Origin of the sequence: Aeromonas sp. QDB18 (assembly GCF_027705325.1) — a bacterium.
Lineage (GTDB): Bacteria > Pseudomonadota > Gammaproteobacteria > Enterobacterales > Aeromonadaceae > Aeromonas > Aeromonas caviae.
In genome coordinates this window covers 1-15,714 of sequence record NZ_JAPDBQ010000102.1, presented here as the reverse complement: position 1 = coordinate 15,714, position 15,714 = coordinate 1, and the positions used below count along the sequence as shown (strand labels likewise).

Genomic DNA, 15,714 nt, shown 5'->3' with positions numbered 1-15,714 from the left:
ATTGATACCGAAGGAAGTGCGCACTAAAGTAGCGTAAACAAGACACCGGTTTGAGGCCGGTGTCAGGTGATAACTAGATCTGTACAAGATCTCAGGAATGAGATGAAGCGGGCACGGGCAGGCCAATGGGTGAAAGAGGAGCTCAAGCGCCGGAAGCAGAGTAAAGATTCAGATCTTCAGGAACCGAGTTCTCCAGCTGACCCGAAACCACTGCGGGAAAAGCCATAATCTCCTTGGAATTGCTCAAGTCACCAGATGTGTTCATAACTAACTGAAATTTAAGGTGTTTCATGAGTTATGAGATTTCGTAAGATTCATTGCAACATTGATGAGATTTTTCGTGCGCACGAAGGCCGATAAGTGGCTGTTTTCATTGAATGGTGATTCTCAGTAGAAGTGAGATCCGACAGCCCGACAACCATCAAAAGCCGCTCCTCGTGAGCGGCTTTTTGTTTTCTGGGGCAAGGAAGAGGACGCGTTCCACGTGAAACATGAGGGACCTAGACTCTGTCACCGCGAAAGGTGCGGCGCCACTCTCGCGGCGACACCCCGAAGCGGGCGCGAAAGTGCTTGCGCAATATGGTGGCAGACCCGAGCCCCACCAGTTCGGCGATGCGTTCCACGGTGTGGGCGCTGGACTCCAGCAGCGTCTGGCTGCGGCGCAGGCGCTCCGCCATCAGCCACTCCCCGAGGGAGAGACCGGTGGCGAGCTGGAAGCGGCGGCTAAAGGTGCGTCGGCTCATCATGCAATGTTCCGCCAGGCTGTCCAGGGTGTGGGGCGCGGCCAGGTGCAGGCGCAGGTGATCGAACAGCTGGTTGATCCTGGCATCCCGGGTGGTGGCGGGTACCGGCTGCTCGATGAACTGGGCCTGGCCACCCTCCCGGTGGGGAGGCACCACCAGCCGCCTGGCCAGCTTGTTGGCAATCTGGCTGCCGTGATGCTGGCGAACCAGATAGAGGCAGCAGTCGAGGCTGGCGGCGGTGCCAGCCGAGGTGATGAGCCCGTCGTCGTCGACGTAGAGGGCATTGGTATCGAGCCGCACCCGGGGGAAGCGCTGGACGAACTCCTGTTCAAATTCCCAGTGGGTGGCGGCACCGCGCCCGTCCAGCAGGCCGGCATAGGCCAGCACATAGGTACCGAGACAGAGCCCCACGATCTGGGCTCCCCTGATCCGGGCGGCAACCAGGGCATCGAGCAGGGGCTGGGCGGGGCGCTCGGCCGGATCGCGCCAGAAGGGGATGATGATGATATCCGCCTCCAGCAGCCCCTCCAGGCCATAGTCGGCCTCCATGCGAAAGCCCTGGGAGGAGGCGGGTTGCCGCGTGTCATCCCCGGCGCAGAGTCTCAGCTCGAACAACGGCTGGCCCGGCATCATCTTGTCGCCAAAGATGAGGCAGGGCACCGAGCAGTGAAAGGGGCTGAAGCGATCGAAGGTTATGACGGCGACGATGAGAGGACGGGGCATGGTGGCAGACTCCTTTGCACTCGGATCCCCATCATACGGGGCAGCAACAGAAAGCCGAAGGGCCATGTGGTGCCCGGCCTCTCGCTCAGAGCACCATGGTGTCGCCATCCTCGGGCACCCGTACCCGGGCGGCCATCCCCTGGCTGTCCAGGTAGTCACGCAGCTCCCGCCGGGACAGCAGGGCATGATTGACCGCCTCCATGTGGCTGGCGATCAGGGTGGCCTGCGGGGCGGCCTGATAGACGGCGGCCACATCCTCCTTGCCCATGATGATGGCGCCCAGACCCGTCACCTGGGCATCGCCGCAGTTGAGGACAACGACCTCGGGTTGGTGCCGGTGCAGCGCTTGTTCAACCTGGGCATTCCAGACGGTGTCGCCGGCCAGATAGAGGGTCTTTTCGGCGGGATGGGAGAAGACCACTCCGCTGACCTCGCCAAGGCGATCCCCCAGCAGGGCCATGATGGTATCGCTGCCGTGTCGGCCTTCCGTCTGTTGCAGGCGGATGCCGGCGAACTCGCCGACCTCGCCCAGCAGGCGCACATCCTCGAAGCCGCATCCCCTCATGGTGTCGGCATCTTTCTGATGCTGCACGAACAGGGGAAGGTGCTTGGGGATCTTCGTTTTCGCGACATCGTCCCAGTGATCCAGATGGTCATGGGTGACGATCACCGCATCCACCTCCAGCAGGGTCGCCATGGGCAGCGGCAGCTCGACCAGGGGGTTGCGAAGATGGCTGTTGGCCATGCCTTCGAAGCCGGGGTAGCTCCCCTTGGGGGCCAGCATGGGGTCGATGAGGAAGCGGGTTCCTGCGTAGTGGATGAGCAGGGTGGCGTTGCGAACCTGGGTAATCTTCATGGCGTGCTCCGGTTTCTCGTTGGGGACACGGCCAGTATGGAGGGATGAGGGACGGATCATGAGTGGCCCGCAGGCCTATTATCGATCCAATCGGGCCATTCTTGATGGCCTGCATTTCTTTTGTTTTTACCCCTTGAAAGCCAAATGCTGGCCCCTATATAGATAACAAGGCCGGAACGCTCGACAGAGGTTTCGACCAGGCGCCCGTCCATCAGGAGGGCAAACAATCCGTTATCGCTCACAAGAGGGTAATACTATGCGTTCTATCGACTTTTCTCCGCTCTATCGTTCTGCCATCGGTTTCGATCGTCTGGCCACTCTCATCGAATCTGCCGCCAGCAATGGCAATGCCGGCTATCCCCCCTACAACATCGAGCAGCTGGGTGACAGCGACTACCGCATCAGCATGGCGGTGGCGGGCTTTACCCAGGAAGAGCTGGAGCTGAGCTTCCAGGAAAATCTGCTGACGGTGAAGGGCAGCAAGCAGGCCGACACCGAGCGCAACTACCTCTACCAAGGCATTGCCGAACGCGGCTTCGAACGTCGCTTCCAGCTGGCCGACTATGTGCGGGTGAAGGGGGCCGACCTGAAGAACGGTCTGCTGCACATCGACCTGGTGCGCGAAGTGCCCGAGGCGATGAAGCCCCGCAAGATCGAGATCAACGGCTGACAGCCTGACCTCGTCGCATTGCTGATGTTTCCCGGGTGCCGATGGCGGGCCCGTGGAGAGTAAACCCTGTTGCTTTATAGAAGGATAGGATCATGCGTAACCTCGATTTTTCTCATCTCTATTCCAATGCCGTCGGCTTCGAGCGGATGGCCCGCGAGCTGGAAGGCCTGTTCGATCAGAAGACCTCGGCCTACCCCCCGTACAACATCGAAAAGCGGGATGACGACAGCTACCTCATCACGGTTGCCGTGGCCGGTTTCGATCGCAATGAGCTGGAGCTGGAGACCGAAAACGGTACCCTCAAGGTGAAGGGGCGCAAGGTCGCCACCATGGGCGAGCGCCAGTTCCTCCATCAGGGGATCGCCGAGCGGGACTTCGAGCTGGCCTTCAAGCTGAGCCAGCACGTGGAAGTGCAGGGGGCCAGGCTGGAGCACGGTCTGCTGACCATAGAGCTGGCCCGGGAGCTGCCGGAAGCGCTCAAGCCCCGTGCCATCCCCATCGGCAAACCCGATCAGCTGGCACTGCCCGGTTAAACAACATCGCTGACCACCTGATAGAAAAGAGGCCTGCATCTGCAGCAATGCTGTTCACTTAAGAGAATTTGAGTTCCAGTCCACGTAGTATCAGGACAAAAAAGCGAGGGAGGCATGATGCCTCCCTCTTTCTATTGCAAGCCCCGCTGGATAAAGGCTGGAGGAAGATCGACTGGACACAGCCTTGCCCCCTCAACTCAAATCCAATTTATGAATAATCAGTCAAAAAAGTGCTTATCTGAACAGCATTGCTGCATCTGCAGGCCTCTTTTTTTCATGCCGAAGGGGAAATCAACCGGCGTAGAGGACGTTGATCTCGTTGGCCAGGATGGCGATGCCGCGACGCACCAGATCTTCGCTCTGGGCATAGTTGAGGCGGATGCACTCCTGGCTGTGGCGCCACTCGGGGTCGTCGATGCCGGGGAAGAAGTAGTGGCCGGGCACGATCAGCAGGTTCTTCGCCTTCAGTCGCTCATACAGCTCCTGGCAGTGGATCGGCAGGTCTTCGAACCAGAGCCAGAGGAAAAGGGCTCCCTCCGGCTTGTGGATGTGGAAGCGCGGGTCCGGAATAGCCTCGCGCAGCAGCTGGACCGCGAAGGTGGCTTTCTGCTGGTAGAAGGGTTTCACCACCTGTTCGCTCAGGGTGATGATGTCTCCGCTCTCGATCATCGGAATGGTGATGGCCGGACCCAGGCTGCCCGGTGCCAGATTGATGATGCCGCTCAGGTTGGTGATGGCCCGGATGATCTTCTCGTCGGCGATGACGATGCCGCAACGGGTGCCCGGCAGGCCGAGCTTGGAGAGGCTCATGCAGAGGATGGTGTTGGCGTTCCAGAACGGCTTGGCGTCGCTGAAGATGATGCCGGGGAAGGGCACGCCGTAGGCATTGTCGATGAGGAGCGGGATCCCCTTGTCACGGGCGATCTGATCGAGGTGCTCGATCTCCTCGTCGGTGAGCACGTTGCCGGTGGGGTTGGTCGGCCGGGAGACACAGATCACCCCGATGTCGTCGCCCACCTGCAGGCTTTCGAAATCCACGTGGTATTTGAACTGGCCGTCGGGCAGCTTCTCGATGGTGGGCTTGTAGGCGACGAAATGATCGTCCGAGAGGGCCGAGTCGGCATAGCCGATGTATTCGGGGGCCAGGGGGAACAGCACCTTCTTCTTGCGACCGTCGGCGAACTCGCCGGCCAGCAGGTTGAACAGATAGAAGAAGGCGTTCTGGCTGCCGTTGGTCAGGGCGATGTTGCGGGCGGAGATCTCCCAGCCCAGCTCCTTGCTGAGCAGGGCGGCCAGCGCCCTGGTGAACCTGTCCTTGCCCTGGGGGCCATCGTAGTTGGCCATGGCCTTGATCAGTTCGCCGTTGTCGAGCAGGGTATTGGCCTCGGCCTGAAAGCGTTCCAGCATGGCGGGGATGGGGGCCGGATTGCCGCCTCCCAGCATGATGGCGTCGGGATTCAGCAGCCCTTGATTGAGGTCGTCCATGAGTTGGGTAATACCGGCGTGGCGAGTGAACTTCTCGCCGAACAAGGAGAATTCCATTCGGTGGCAAATCCAGAGTCAGTTAAGGGGGGAGCTAGCACCATAGCTCACTTCAAAAGCGGGTGTCGATCAAAAAAACGGGGCGTTTCACGTGGAACAGGGTTGCCATGATGGAGGTGGTAAAAAAAACCATTTATAGGTTTTAAAATAACCAATATTCGATTCAGGAAGGGGGGTGGCAGCATCAAAAAATTATTTATATCAATAAAATCATGCTGTTATAAATCTGGCACAACTATTGGAATAGCTATCTGGTCATCTCAACCACACCGGAGCACGCCAGATGAAGATCCTGATCGCTACCCTGATTGCCAGCAGCCTGAGCCTGAATGCCATGGCCGCCGAGAACCCCAGACCCGAGCTGGACAGCGCTGCCCTGCAACAGGAGATGCTGGCCTTGCAGCAGCAGGCTTCCCATGACGTGGTGGCAGAGGCCATTCAAAACCTCAAGCCGCTGGCACTGGAGACCCTGGTGGTGGAGGCGAGCTCGGCCGATGCGACTCACCCCGAGAGTTGAGATAGCGCAGCGGGGTCTGCCCCGTGTGTTGTCTGAAGAAGCTGATGAAGGCGCTGTCGCTGGCGAACTCCAGCGTTGCCGCCACCCGGTTGATGGGTTCGGCCTCGGCCAGCAGCTCCAGCGCCCGCAACAGTCGCCACTGCTGGCGCCAGGCCTGGTAGCTCATGCCGGTCTCCCGCATGAAGATGCGACCTATGGTCTTGTCACTGGCACCCACCCGTTCGGCCAGCCGGTTGAGCCGATCGGGCAGGGTGTCGCCCCGCTTCACTTCCTGCAGCCAGCCGGCCAGACGCGAGTCTGACGGCAGCGGCAACTGCCAGGATTCCCGCGGCGCTTGCGCCAGCTCCTCCTGCAACAGCGCCAGCGTGCAATGTTGCTCTGCTGCCGGTTTGTCCCACGGCCAGATCGCCATCCGTTCGATGATTTCCCGCAGCAGCGGGTTGACCGCCAGCACAGCCATCTCGGTCGGCAAGCCGGGCTCCGGCTGGAAGTAGAGGGAGCGATACGCCACCACCCCGCGCATCAGCACCCGATGGGGCAGGCCTGCCGGCAACCAGGCCGCTCGCGTCGGCGGCAGCAGGCAGACCTGATCGTCCAGCTCTATGGTCATGCAGCCGGCTTGGGCGAACAGTAGCTGATGGCGTTTGTGCTGATGACGGCCGGAGTCATGCCAGCCGAGGGCGGAGGCGATCCCGATGGCGCTGCCGTCGTGCTGATCCGGTTCAAAAGGGTGATCGGGAAGAATAAAGGCCATGTGTCCGATTATTGATGTTTATAGTCCTGCTTATTGTAATCGGACAATCGGCATCACTCTAGAATGACGGCCTCTTGTGAAGGAGGTTTGTCATGAACAACAAGTTGCCACCGCTCTGGCTGGTGGTCGGATTGATGATGTTTCCGCAGATAGTGGAGACCATCTACAGCCCGGTGCTGACCCATATCGCCAGCCAGTTTCGGGTGAGCGAGGGGCAGGCATCCCAGACCCTGTCGGTCTATTTTTTGGCGTTTGCGGCGGGCGTGGTCTGCTGGGGCAGACTGTGCGATCTGGTCGGGCGGCGTCCCGCCATGCTGGCGGGGCTGATGACCTATGGCGCCGGCACTCTGCTGGCTTTGCTGGCTACTGAGTTTGAAACCCTGCTGCTGGCCCGGGTCATCGCGGCCTTCGGCGCCGCCGTGGGCTCCGTGGTGACCCAGACCATGCTGCGCGACAGCTATCAGGGCAGCGATCTGGCGCGGGTCTTTTCGGTGATGGGCATCGCGCTCTCCCTCAGCCCGGTGCTGGGGCTGGTGAGCGGCGGCCAGCTGGCGAGCGGGTTCGGCTATCTCGGGGTATTCAGCGCCCTGCTGGTGTTGGCCGCCGGATTGCTGCTGGTCACTTGCTGGCAACTGCCGGAAACCCGGCCGGCCATCACTCAGCGGGTGGCGCTCTGGCCGCTGGCACAACGGATGGTGCGTGATGCAGCCTTGTGGCGCAGCGCGGCTCTGGTGGCGCTGTTCAACACCATGCTGTTCGGCTACTACAGCCTGGCTCCCTTCCTGTTTGCCGGGCTGGGGTTGAGTGCGGGCGAGTTTGGTTACTCCGGCATCTTGCTGGCGCTGGCGACCCTGGGGGGCAGCCTGCTCAACAAGCGCCTGCTGGGGCGTGGCTGGTCACCAGCCTCCCTAATACAGCTCGCCGCTGCGTTGGCACTGGGGTCCGGCTGGCTGGTGTGGGCCAGTCAGTCTTCGCTCTGGTTCCTGGTGCCCATGATGGGGGTGGTAGTGGCGTTCGGGCTGGCGATCCCCAATGTGCTGAGCCAGGCGCTGCTGGCCTATCGGGAGGTGGCAGGCAGTGCCGGTGCCCTGTTCGGGCTCGGTTACTACCTGTTGCTCAGCCTGGGGTTGGCGGTTGCAGCCAGCTTGCAGGATCTCGGTCTGCTGCTCGGTGGTTGCGGTCTGCTGGCGCTGTGCTGTGGTTGGCGTCGTTCCACGTGAAACATCAGCTGCCGATAAAGCGGTAGCCGATGCCGGATTCAGTTTCGATCAGCGTGGGTTGCTGGGGGTTATCTCCCAGCTTCTTGCGCAGGCTGGCGATGACGATGCGCAGGTAGTGGGTGTCCTCCTTGTGGCTCGGCCCCCAGATATCGTTGAGCAGCTGGGTCTGCAACACCAGCTTGCCGGGGTGGCACACCAGTGCCTGCAGCAGGGCGAACTCCTTGCGGGAGAGGGGCACCTCTTCCTCTCCCAGGGTGACCCTGTGGCTGCTGCTGTCCAGGGTCAGCCCGCACTGGGGGAAGTGGCGTTGCTCGCCGCTGCTGACCCCGGCCCGCTGGCGCAGCAGCACCCGGATACGGGCCATCATCTCGCCGATGCCGAACGGCTTGCTCATGTAGTCGTTGGCCCCCGCATCCAGCAAGCGCACCTTCTCCTGTTCAGAGTCCCGCGCCGACAGCACCAGTACCGGGTGCTGATGGTGCTCGCGAATGGCCTGCAACACCTGGATGCCGTCCCCGTCCGGCAGGCCGAGGTCCAGGATCACCAGATCGGGATTGAGGTGGCGATACTGCGCCAGCCCCTCGTTGACGCCGACCGCCTCGCTCACCTGATGCCCCTCGGCGATCAGGCTGATCCGCAAAAAACGGCGGATGGCCGCCTCGTCGTCGATGACCAGTATGTGAGCCATTCAGCCTCCAGCTGGATAGAGTAAAAAGGTTCAGGCCGCGGCTGCATTGAGCGCCAGCGGCAGGGAGATGCGCATGCAGGTGCCGTTGCCGTTGGGGCCGGAAAATGCCCAGATGCGGCCGCCGTGGGCCTCTATCATAGCGCGGGAAATGGCGAGGCCAAGCCCGGTGCCGCGGCTGCCGCAGTCGCCGACCGGCTGGGTGTAGAACAGATTGAAGATCTTGTCCCGATCCGACTCGGCAATGCCGACCCCGATATCGATGATGTCGAGGATGAGATCGGGGTCTGCCAGCATCACCTTGAACTCGATGGGGGTGCCGGCCGGTGAGTAGCGGGAGGCGTTGTCGAGAATGTTGACCAGCACCTGCTCGATCAGGGCGCCGTGCACATAGAGGCGGGGGATCTGCTGATCGAAGTGCACCAGCAGCTTGTGCTGGCGCCAGGAGGAGTCGAGCCGGCGGCGGGCGTTCTCCACCAGATCCGCCAGGTCGACCCAGTCCCGTTTCAGCTGGAAATCCGGTGAGCCGATGCGGGTCATGTCCAGCAGGTTCTGCACATAGCTGTGCAGGCGGCGCGCCTCGTCCTGCACCGAGTGCAACAGCTCGCTGCGATCTTCGCTGCTGATCCGGTCACCATATTCTAGCAGGGTGCTGCCGGCCCCCATGATGGTGGCCAGCGGCGTCTTCAGATCGTGGGAGACCGAGGAGAGCAGGGCGGCGCGCATCCGGTCGGTTTCCGCCTGCAGCTGGCTGTCGGCCAGCCGTTCGTTGAGATCGATCCGGGCCAGCGCGGCGCGGATATCTGTGAGCAGGGCCTGCAGCTGATGCTCGGCCGAAGAGGCGAGCGGATTGGCCAGCACTATCCCCAGCACCAGTTCATCGCTGAGGTGGTGATACTGGGCCTCGGCCGCGTTGAGGGTGGCGGTGTGGGCGCCGGCGCTCTGCTTCTGGGCCAGACACCAGTCGATGGCCGCCTTGTCGGTCTGCCCCGGCTTGTGCTGGGTCGAACCGGCCCTGTGCTGGTAGTGCTGATCGAGGGCGAACACCGGCTGGCCCAGCGCCAGCGAGATGGCCTGGGATCCCTGTCTGAGCACCTCTTCCGGGCTGCTGGCGGTGGCCAGCCCCTGGCTCAGCGACAGCAGGGCATTGCCCAGTTGCTGGGTTTCGCGCAAGCCGATCAGCTGTTGGCGCTGACGGGAGGCGAGCCGCCCGGCCGTGATGCCGACGATCAGCAACACGAACAGGGTGAGCAGATCGCTGTGGCTGGCCACGCTCAAAGAGAAGTAGGGGGCGGTGAACAGCAGATTGTGGCCGACGAAGCCCAGCACCGCCGCCAAGATGGCAGGCATCAGGCTGGTGGTGAGCGCGGTGGCCAGCACCCCCAGCACGAACAGCATGGGCAGGGAGGCGGGCGGCAGCCAGTGGGAGAGGCCCCAGACGGCGGCCGAGGTGGTCCCCATGATGGCCACCGCCAACAGGCTCTGGCGAATGTCCTTGGGGTGGAGCGGCTGCAAGCCCAGGCTGGGCTTGCGCTTCTCGGTATCCACCAGCGTGATCTCGAGCCCTTGCGCCTGCTTGAGCAGGTGCTGCACCAGTGAGCGACGCCAGGGGGCCTTGTGGGGTTTGCCCAGCAGCAGTTGCGACACCTGCTGCTGCTCGGCGGTCTCCAGCAGGGTGTCGGCCACCGCCGGACTGGAGAGGGTCAGCACCTTGGCCCCCAGCTGGGAAGCGAGCGCCAGTGCCTGCTCCAGCTCGACCGAGCGCTGCCCCTTGCTGTCGATGTGCACCACCAGCCAGGGCAGCTGGCGGCGCTGGGCGAAGCGGTGACCGTAGCGCACCAGGGCGGCGCCGTGCTGATCGCCGAGGCAGACCATCAGCTTGCCCCGCAGCGGCAGTGTGGTCTTGCCGGCCGCCTGCCACTGCAACTGCAGATCCCCCTCCACGTGGCTGGCGGCGGTCTGCATCGCCAGCTCGCGCAGGGCGGTCAGGTTGTTCAGAGAGAAGAAGGACTGCAGGGCGGCCTTGGCCTGGTGGGGCACATAGACCTTGCCCTCCTTGAGGCGGCCGAGCAGCTCCTTGGGGGGGAGGTCTATCAGCACCAGGCTGTCGGCCTCCAGCAGCACCTGATCCGGCAGGGTCTCCTTGACCCTGACCCCGGTCAGCTGCCACACCAGATCGTTGAGGCTCTCCAGATGCTGCACGTTGAGGGTGGTGTAGACGTCGATGCCGGCGCCGAGCAGCTCCTCCACATCTTGCCAGCGCTTCTCGTGGCGGCTGCCGGGGGCGTTGCTGTGGGCCAGCTCGTCCACCACGGCGATGGCGGGCTTGCGGGCCAGCAGGCCGTCCAGATCCATCTCCTCCAGCCGCTGCTGGCGGTGCAGGTGCAGCTTGCGCGGCTGGATGGCGAGCTTGTCGAGCAGGGCCAGGGTCTCCTGGCGGCCGTGGGTCTCCACCACCCCGATCAGGATGTCGACCCCCTCCTTGGCCTGCTCCCGCACCGCCTGCAGCATGGCGTAGGTCTTGCCGACACCGGGAGCGGCACCGAGAAACACCTTCAGCTTGCCCCTGTGCTCCTGTTCCAGGCTCGCCAGCAGGGCGTCCGCCCTCACCTCATCACGCATCCCCGTGCTCCCGTTGCATCGGCCGAACTGCGGCCGTGACCTCATTGCTCATGCTTGTCCCCGTTGTCGAAAGGGAGCCTGTCCCGAACTACAAGGAGCGCCCTCAGGCGCCCTTTTGATGATCGAGTTGCAGGTTCAACTGGAGAATGTTGACCACCTGCGGGCCAAGGATACCAGCTTGTGCCGCCGACTTGACCTGCTCCGTCAGCTGAACGGGATCCAGCCCCCGTTGCCCGGCGACCCGCGCTACCTGAGCCAGCGCGGCAGCGAGTGGCAGATGGGGATCGAGGCCGGAAGCGGAGCGGGTCAGCAGGGCGGGGACCCTGGCCTCCGGCTGCGCCCTGGCCGCTGCAGCGGCAAACTCGGCCCGCAGCGGCGAGCTCATCCCCAGGTTGCTGGCGCCTCCGCCTATGGTGGCGAAGTCGCTGGCGGAGGGGCGGGAGTGGAAGTAGTCGGCCCGCTCGAACTTCTGTGCCAGCAGGGCGCTGCCGACCACCTGCTGTTTGGCGTTGGTGAGCAGGCTGCCGTTGGCCTGCCAGGGGAAGAGCAGCTGGGCCAGCCCGGTGACGGCCAGCGGATACGCTACCCCCAGCAGCAGGGTCAGGGTCAGCAGGGTTCTGATTGCTATCATGATTTTCTTGCTCCAAATGCGTTGGGTGGATGCGGGTCTGCCCCGCATCCGGTAATGCCGTTACACCAGCCCCAGGCCGGTGATGACCAGGTCGATCAGCTTGATACCTATGAAAGGCACTATCAGGCCGCCGACGCCGTAGATCAGCAGGTTGCGGCGCAGCAGGCTGGCGGCCGAGCCCTGCAGGCTGACCCCGCGCAGGGCCAGCGGCACCAGCGCGACGATGATCAGGGCATTGAAGATGATGGCCGACAGGATGGCGCTCTCCGGGCTGCCCAGCTGCATCAGGTTCAGCACCCCCAGCTGCGGATAGGCGGCGATGAACAGGGCCGGCAGGATGGCGAAGTACTTGGCCACGTCGTTGGCGATGGAGAAGGTGGTCAGGGCGCCACGGGTCACCAGCAGCTGCTTGCCCACCAGCACCACGTCCAGCAGCTTGGTGGGGTTGGAGTCGAGATCCACCAGGTTGCCCGCCTCCTTGGCGGCCTGGGTCCCCTCGTTCATGGCCAGGCCCACGTCGGCCTGGGCCAGCGCCGGTGCGTCGTTGGCGCCGTCCCCGCACATGGCGACCAGCCGGCCGTCGGCCTGCTCCTGACGGATGTAGGCCAGCTTCTTCTCCGGCGTTGCCTCGGCGATGAAGTCGTCCACCCCGGCCTCGGCGGCGATGGCGGCGGCGGTCAGCGGGTTGTCACCGGTGATCATCACGGTGCGGATCCCCATGTGGCGCAGGATCTGGAAGCGGGCCTTGATGCCCGGCTTGATGATGTCCTTGAGGAACACCACTCCCAGCAGCTTCTCGTGGGTACAGACCAGCAGCGGGGTACCGCCCTGGCGAGCGATGTTGTCCACCGATTTGAGGATGAGCTCGGGCACCGCCTTGCGATCGAGCGAGAGGTAGCGCAGCACCGCGTCCACCGCCCCCTTGCGATAGTGATGGCCGTTGCGATCTAGCCCGCTCAGCCGGGTCTCGGCGCTGAAGGGGATCAGGATGTCGCTCTCCAGCTGGCTCGGTCTGGTGTGGCTCTTGCCCGCCAGGGTCAGGATGGATTTGCCCTCCGGCGTATTGTCGCCGAGCGAGGCCAGCATGGCGGCCTGGGCCAGCAGGGAGGGGTCCACGCCGGGGGCAGGGATCAGTTCGTCCGCCATCCGGTTGCCGAAGGTGATGGTGCCGGTCTTGTCCAGCAGCAGGGTACGCACGTCGCCGGCGGCTTCCACCGCCCGGCCCGACTTGGCGATCACGTTGAGCTTCACCAGCCGGTCCATGCCGGCGATGCCGATGGCGGAGAGCAGACCGCCGATGGTGGTCGGGATCAGGGTGATGAACAGCGCCAGCAGATAGAGGCGGGGCACCTGGGTGCCGTTGTAGTCGAGGAACCAGGGCAGGGTGGCCACCACCAGCAGGAAGATCAGGGTCAGCCCCACCAGCAGGGCGTCCAGCGCCATCTCGTTGGGGGTCTTCTGCCGCTTGGCTCCTTCCACCAGCGCAATCATCCGATCCAGCGTGCTTTCGCCCGGGTTGTTGCTGATGTGTACCCAGATCTGGTCGGAGACGACGGTAGTGTTGCCGGTCACGCCGCTGCGATCGGTGCCCGACTCGCGGATGACGGGAGCGGATTCGCCGGTGATGGCCGCCTCGTTGACCGAGGCGATGCCGGCGACCACTTCGCCATCGGCCGGGATCATCTCGCCGCTGCGCACCAGCACCAGGTCGCCCTTGAGCAGGCTGGTGGCCGGTACCCATTCGCCCTTGTCATCCTGCGGGCTGGTGACCCGACGTGCCTTGAGCTGGCTCATGCCGGCCTTCAGGCTGTCGGCCCGCGCCTTGCCGCGCCCCTCGGCCAGGGTTTCGGCGAAGTTGGCAAACCAGAGGGTGAGCCAGAGCCAGGCGGTCAGCTGCCAGGCCAGCGATGGGGCGACGCCGGAGAGCGGCTGCCCCAGCAGCGACTCCAGGGTCGCCATCACGGCCGCCAGCCAGAGGGTGAACAGGATGGGGCTGCCAAACAGCGCCCTGGGGTTGAAGCGATAGAGGGCTTCCACCATGGCCTGCAGGATCTGTGATTTCTGTTTCTTGCCCTTCACCTGAATGGTGTCGGTGCTCATTGAAGCGGACTTGCTCATTGGAAAGCTCCCTGCATCGAATAGTTGGTCACGCAGATCAGTCGGGTGTGCAGCATCAGAAGGCACCTCCCAGCAGGCTCAGGTGTTCCGCCACCGGGCCCAGCGCCAGCACCGGCAGGAAGGAGAGACCCCCCATCAGCAGCACGGTGACGATCAGCAGGGTGATGAAGAGCGGACCGCTGACGGGGAAGTCCCCTTCGCTCGTCTCCTGGCGCGGGGCGCGGGCCAGCTGACCGGCGATGGCCAGCACCGGAATGATGTAGCCGAAGCGACCGAGCAGCATGGCCAGCCCGATGGCGATGCACTGCCAGCTGTCGGCGGCGGCAAAGCCGGCGAAGGCGGAGCCGTTGTTGCCGGCGGCCGAGGCGTAGGCATAGATGAGTCGTGACAGACCGTGGGGGCCGTCGTGACCGATGACGGTGGCGGAGTCCGGCATCAGCAGGGTAATGCCGCCGATCACCAATACCCCGACCGGCATCACCAGCATGCTGGCGACCACCCATTTCATCTCGGTGATGCCGAGCCGTTTGCCCAGATAGGTGGGGGTGCGCCCCACCATCAGGCCGCACAGGAACACGGTGAGCAGCACGAACAGCATCATGCCGTAGATGCCGGCACCGACGCCGCCGAACACCACTTCACCCAGCAGCATGTTGATCATGGCGACCATGCCGGCGAGCGGGGCAAAGCTGTCGTGCATGGCGTTGACCGAGCCGTTGGAGGCGGCGGTGGTGGCCACTTCCCAGATGCTGGACAGCACGGGGCCGAAGCGGCTCTCCTTGCCTTCCCAGTTGCCGGCTTCGCTGGTGAGGTGGGCGAGGGCGGGATCCGGTTTCAGCTCCTGGCCGATGGCGAGGCAGAGCCCCAGCACCAGCATGATGGTCATGGCGATGAGGATGGCGCGGCTGTGGGCCAGATCCTTCACGTAGCGACCCAGGGTGCAGACCATGGCGGCGGCCAGCGTCAGCAGGGCGACCATCTCCAGCCAGTTGGAGAGGGCGGTGGGGTTCTCGAACGGATGGGCCGAGTTGATGCCGAAGAAGCCACCGCCGTTGGAGCCGAGCTGCTTGATGGCGATCTGGGAGGCGGCCGGGCCGAGCGGCAGCAGCTGCTCCTGGCCTTCCAGGGCGTGGAACGGCAGGTAGGCAGACAGGCTCTGGGGCACCCCCTGCCAGACCAGCAGCAGCGCCAGGATCAGCGCCATCGGCAGCAGCACGTAGAGACAGAAACGCACCAGATCCTGCCAGAAGTTGCCGAGGTGGGTGGTCTGCTGGCGGGCGATGCCGCGAAACAGGGCGATGGCGACGGCGGCGCCGGTGGCGGCGGAGACGAAGTTCTGGGTGGTGAGCCCCACCATCTGGCTGAAGTAGGAGAGGCTGGCTTCGCCGGAGTAGGCCTGCCAGTTGGTGTTGGTCATGAAGCTGACCGCGGTGTTGAAGGCGAGTTGCCAGTTCAGCCCGGGCAGCTGTTGCGGGTTGAGGGGCAGCAGCCCCTGCGCCAGCAGGATCAGGAACAGCAGGCCGAAGCCGGCGCCGTTGAAGGCCAGCAGGCTGAGGGCGTAGGACTTCCAGTCCTGCTCGCGCCCGTCCGTGCCGCAGCAGGCCAGGGTGGCGCGCTCAAGCGGGGCCAGCCAGCGACTCTTGCCTTCAAACACCCGATACAGGTAGCTGCCAAGCAGAGGCGCCGGCAGCAGCACCAGCAGCACGAACGCGACGGGATAGATGATCTCTTGCCACATATCCGGTTCCTCACTCATGGGTACGCGCGAGGGCGCGCAGCAGATAACCCGCGAGGGCGAGGACCAGCAGCAGATATAGCCAATTCATAACGACTCCGTTGAGGTAATTAGCGTCAGGGATCGATGCATATCCGTGTCGATCCCATAGGTCTCATTGACGCTGAAAGGGTATGTAAAACGGGCGTAAAGGCGCCATAAAGCCCAATTTGGCTGGCGTAAAATCGGCGTAAAGAAGGCGGGTTTTGCCGGCTGGTGGACGGGCAAGGCACAAAAAACCCGGCCTGGGCCCAATGCTGTTCAGATAAGCACTTTTTTGACTGATTATTCATAAATTGGATTTGAGTTGAGGGGGCAAGGCTGTG

The 15,714-nt window shown here is 63.4% G+C and carries 14 protein-coding genes; 4 read left to right on the top strand and 10 right to left on the bottom strand.

What is annotated here, in order from left to right; genetic code table 11:
- Nucleotides 1-500: 500 nt before the first annotated feature.
- Both OKC30_RS14800 and OKC30_RS14795 read right to left on the bottom strand, forming a co-directional pair.
- Complete coding sequence (locus OKC30_RS14800; protein ID WP_119197100.1) at nt 501-1,466, bottom strand: GlxA family transcriptional regulator; 966 nt, start codon at nt 1,464-1,466, stop codon at nt 501-503.
- An 85-nt stretch (nt 1,467-1,551) separates the two neighbouring features.
- Complete coding sequence (locus tag OKC30_RS14795; RefSeq protein ID WP_124812910.1) at nt 1,552-2,322, bottom strand: MBL fold metallo-hydrolase; 771 nt, start codon at nt 2,320-2,322, stop codon at nt 1,552-1,554.
- 256 nt (nt 2,323-2,578) lie between these two features.
- Here OKC30_RS14795 and OKC30_RS14790 point away from each other — a divergent pair, with 256 nt between their 5' ends.
- Together OKC30_RS14790 and OKC30_RS14785 are read left to right on the top strand one after the other, a co-directional pair.
- On the top strand, nt 2,579-2,992 hold the full coding sequence (locus tag OKC30_RS14790) for an Hsp20 family protein (protein ID WP_010672291.1): 414 nt from the start codon (nt 2,579-2,581) through the stop codon (nt 2,990-2,992).
- 92 nt (nt 2,993-3,084) lie between these two features.
- Entirely contained in the window at nt 3,085-3,525 is a 441-nt protein-coding gene (locus OKC30_RS14785; protein WP_119197098.1) for an Hsp20 family protein, read from the top strand.
- A gap of 291 nt (nt 3,526-3,816) precedes the next feature.
- On the opposite strand, the gene OKC30_RS14780 is transcribed toward OKC30_RS14785, so the two are convergent.
- Nucleotides 3,817-5,067, bottom strand: coding sequence for a valine--pyruvate transaminase (locus tag OKC30_RS14780; protein WP_119197097.1), 1,251 nt, complete (start codon nt 5,065-5,067; stop codon nt 3,817-3,819).
- A 283-nt stretch (nt 5,068-5,350) separates the two neighbouring features.
- Here OKC30_RS14780 and OKC30_RS14775 point away from each other — a divergent pair, with 283 nt between their 5' ends.
- A complete protein-coding gene (locus tag OKC30_RS14775; protein ID WP_041212072.1) occupies nt 5,351-5,584 on the top strand; it encodes a hypothetical protein in 234 nt (77 codons plus the stop codon).
- On the opposite strand, the gene OKC30_RS14770 is transcribed toward OKC30_RS14775, so the two are convergent.
- Nucleotides 5,514-6,338: an AraC family transcriptional regulator gene (locus OKC30_RS14770; RefSeq protein ID WP_270664904.1), complete on the bottom strand. Its 825-nt coding sequence runs from the start codon at nt 6,336-6,338 to the stop codon at nt 5,514-5,516. The two genes, OKC30_RS14775 and OKC30_RS14770, sit on opposite strands and share 71 nt — an antisense overlap.
- Before the next feature lie 92 nt (nt 6,339-6,430).
- On the opposite strand from OKC30_RS14770, the gene OKC30_RS14765 reads away from it, so the two are divergent.
- A complete protein-coding gene (locus OKC30_RS14765; protein ID WP_017410496.1) occupies nt 6,431-7,558 on the top strand; it encodes a multidrug effflux MFS transporter in 1,128 nt (375 codons plus the stop codon).
- 4 nt (nt 7,559-7,562) lie between these two features.
- Here OKC30_RS14765 and OKC30_RS14760 read toward each other — a convergent pair whose 3' ends face one another.
- From OKC30_RS14760 to OKC30_RS14735, 6 genes are all read right to left on the bottom strand, one after another.
- A complete protein-coding gene (locus OKC30_RS14760) occupies nt 7,563-8,246 on the bottom strand; it encodes a response regulator (protein WP_011704058.1) in 684 nt (227 codons plus the stop codon).
- 30 nt (nt 8,247-8,276) lie between these two features.
- On the bottom strand, nt 8,277-10,865 hold the full coding sequence (locus tag OKC30_RS14755; RefSeq protein WP_017410498.1) for a sensor histidine kinase: 2,589 nt from the start codon (nt 10,863-10,865) through the stop codon (nt 8,277-8,279).
- Between the two features lie 103 nt (nt 10,866-10,968).
- Nucleotides 10,969-11,496, bottom strand: a complete 528-nt coding sequence (locus OKC30_RS14750; protein WP_029305104.1) for a potassium-transporting ATPase subunit C — start codon at nt 11,494-11,496, stop codon at nt 10,969-10,971.
- A 60-nt stretch (nt 11,497-11,556) separates the two neighbouring features.
- Nucleotides 11,557-13,614: a potassium-transporting ATPase subunit KdpB gene (kdpB, locus tag OKC30_RS14745; protein WP_024946250.1), complete on the bottom strand. Its 2,058-nt coding sequence runs from the start codon at nt 13,612-13,614 to the stop codon at nt 11,557-11,559.
- A gap of 55 nt (nt 13,615-13,669) precedes the next feature.
- Entirely contained in the window at nt 13,670-15,352 is a 1,683-nt protein-coding gene (kdpA, locus tag OKC30_RS14740; protein WP_270664889.1) for a potassium-transporting ATPase subunit KdpA, read from the bottom strand.
- 113 nt (nt 15,353-15,465) lie between these two features.
- A partial coding sequence (locus tag OKC30_RS14735) for a hypothetical protein (protein ID WP_270664886.1) occupies nt 15,466-15,714 on the bottom strand: 249 nt, incomplete at its 5' end.

Excerpts from the sequence above, each read along its gene's own strand:
- OKC30_RS14755 (WP_017410498.1), bottom strand. The coding sequence starts at position 10,865 with ATGCGTGATGAGGTGAGGGCGGACGCCCTGCTGGCGAGCCTGGAACAG.
- OKC30_RS14765 (WP_017410496.1), top strand. The coding sequence starts at position 6,431 with ATGAACAACAAGTTGCCACCGCTCTGGCTGGTGGTCGGATTGATGATG.
- OKC30_RS14800 (WP_119197100.1), bottom strand. The coding sequence starts at position 1,466 with ATGCCCCGTCCTCTCATCGTCGCCGTCATAACCTTCGATCGCTTCAGC.
- OKC30_RS14760 (WP_011704058.1), bottom strand. The coding sequence starts at position 8,246 with ATGGCTCACATACTGGTCATCGACGACGAGGCGGCCATCCGCCGTTTT.
- OKC30_RS14785 (WP_119197098.1), top strand. The coding sequence starts at position 3,085 with ATGCGTAACCTCGATTTTTCTCATCTCTATTCCAATGCCGTCGGCTTC.
- OKC30_RS14795 (WP_124812910.1), bottom strand. The coding sequence starts at position 2,322 with ATGAAGATTACCCAGGTTCGCAACGCCACCCTGCTCATCCACTACGCA.
- kdpB (WP_024946250.1), bottom strand. The coding sequence starts at position 13,614 with ATGAGCAAGTCCGCTTCAATGAGCACCGACACCATTCAGGTGAAGGGC.
- OKC30_RS14780 (WP_119197097.1), bottom strand. The coding sequence starts at position 5,067 with ATGGAATTCTCCTTGTTCGGCGAGAAGTTCACTCGCCACGCCGGTATT.
- kdpA (WP_270664889.1), bottom strand. The coding sequence starts at position 15,352 with ATGTGGCAAGAGATCATCTATCCCGTCGCGTTCGTGCTGCTGGTGCTG.
- OKC30_RS14750 (WP_029305104.1), bottom strand. The coding sequence starts at position 11,496 with ATGATAGCAATCAGAACCCTGCTGACCCTGACCCTGCTGCTGGGGGTA.
- OKC30_RS14790 (WP_010672291.1), top strand. The coding sequence starts at position 2,579 with ATGCGTTCTATCGACTTTTCTCCGCTCTATCGTTCTGCCATCGGTTTC.
- OKC30_RS14770 (WP_270664904.1), bottom strand. The coding sequence starts at position 6,338 with ATGGCCTTTATTCTTCCCGATCACCCTTTTGAACCGGATCAGCACGAC.
- OKC30_RS14775 (WP_041212072.1), top strand. The coding sequence starts at position 5,351 with ATGAAGATCCTGATCGCTACCCTGATTGCCAGCAGCCTGAGCCTGAAT.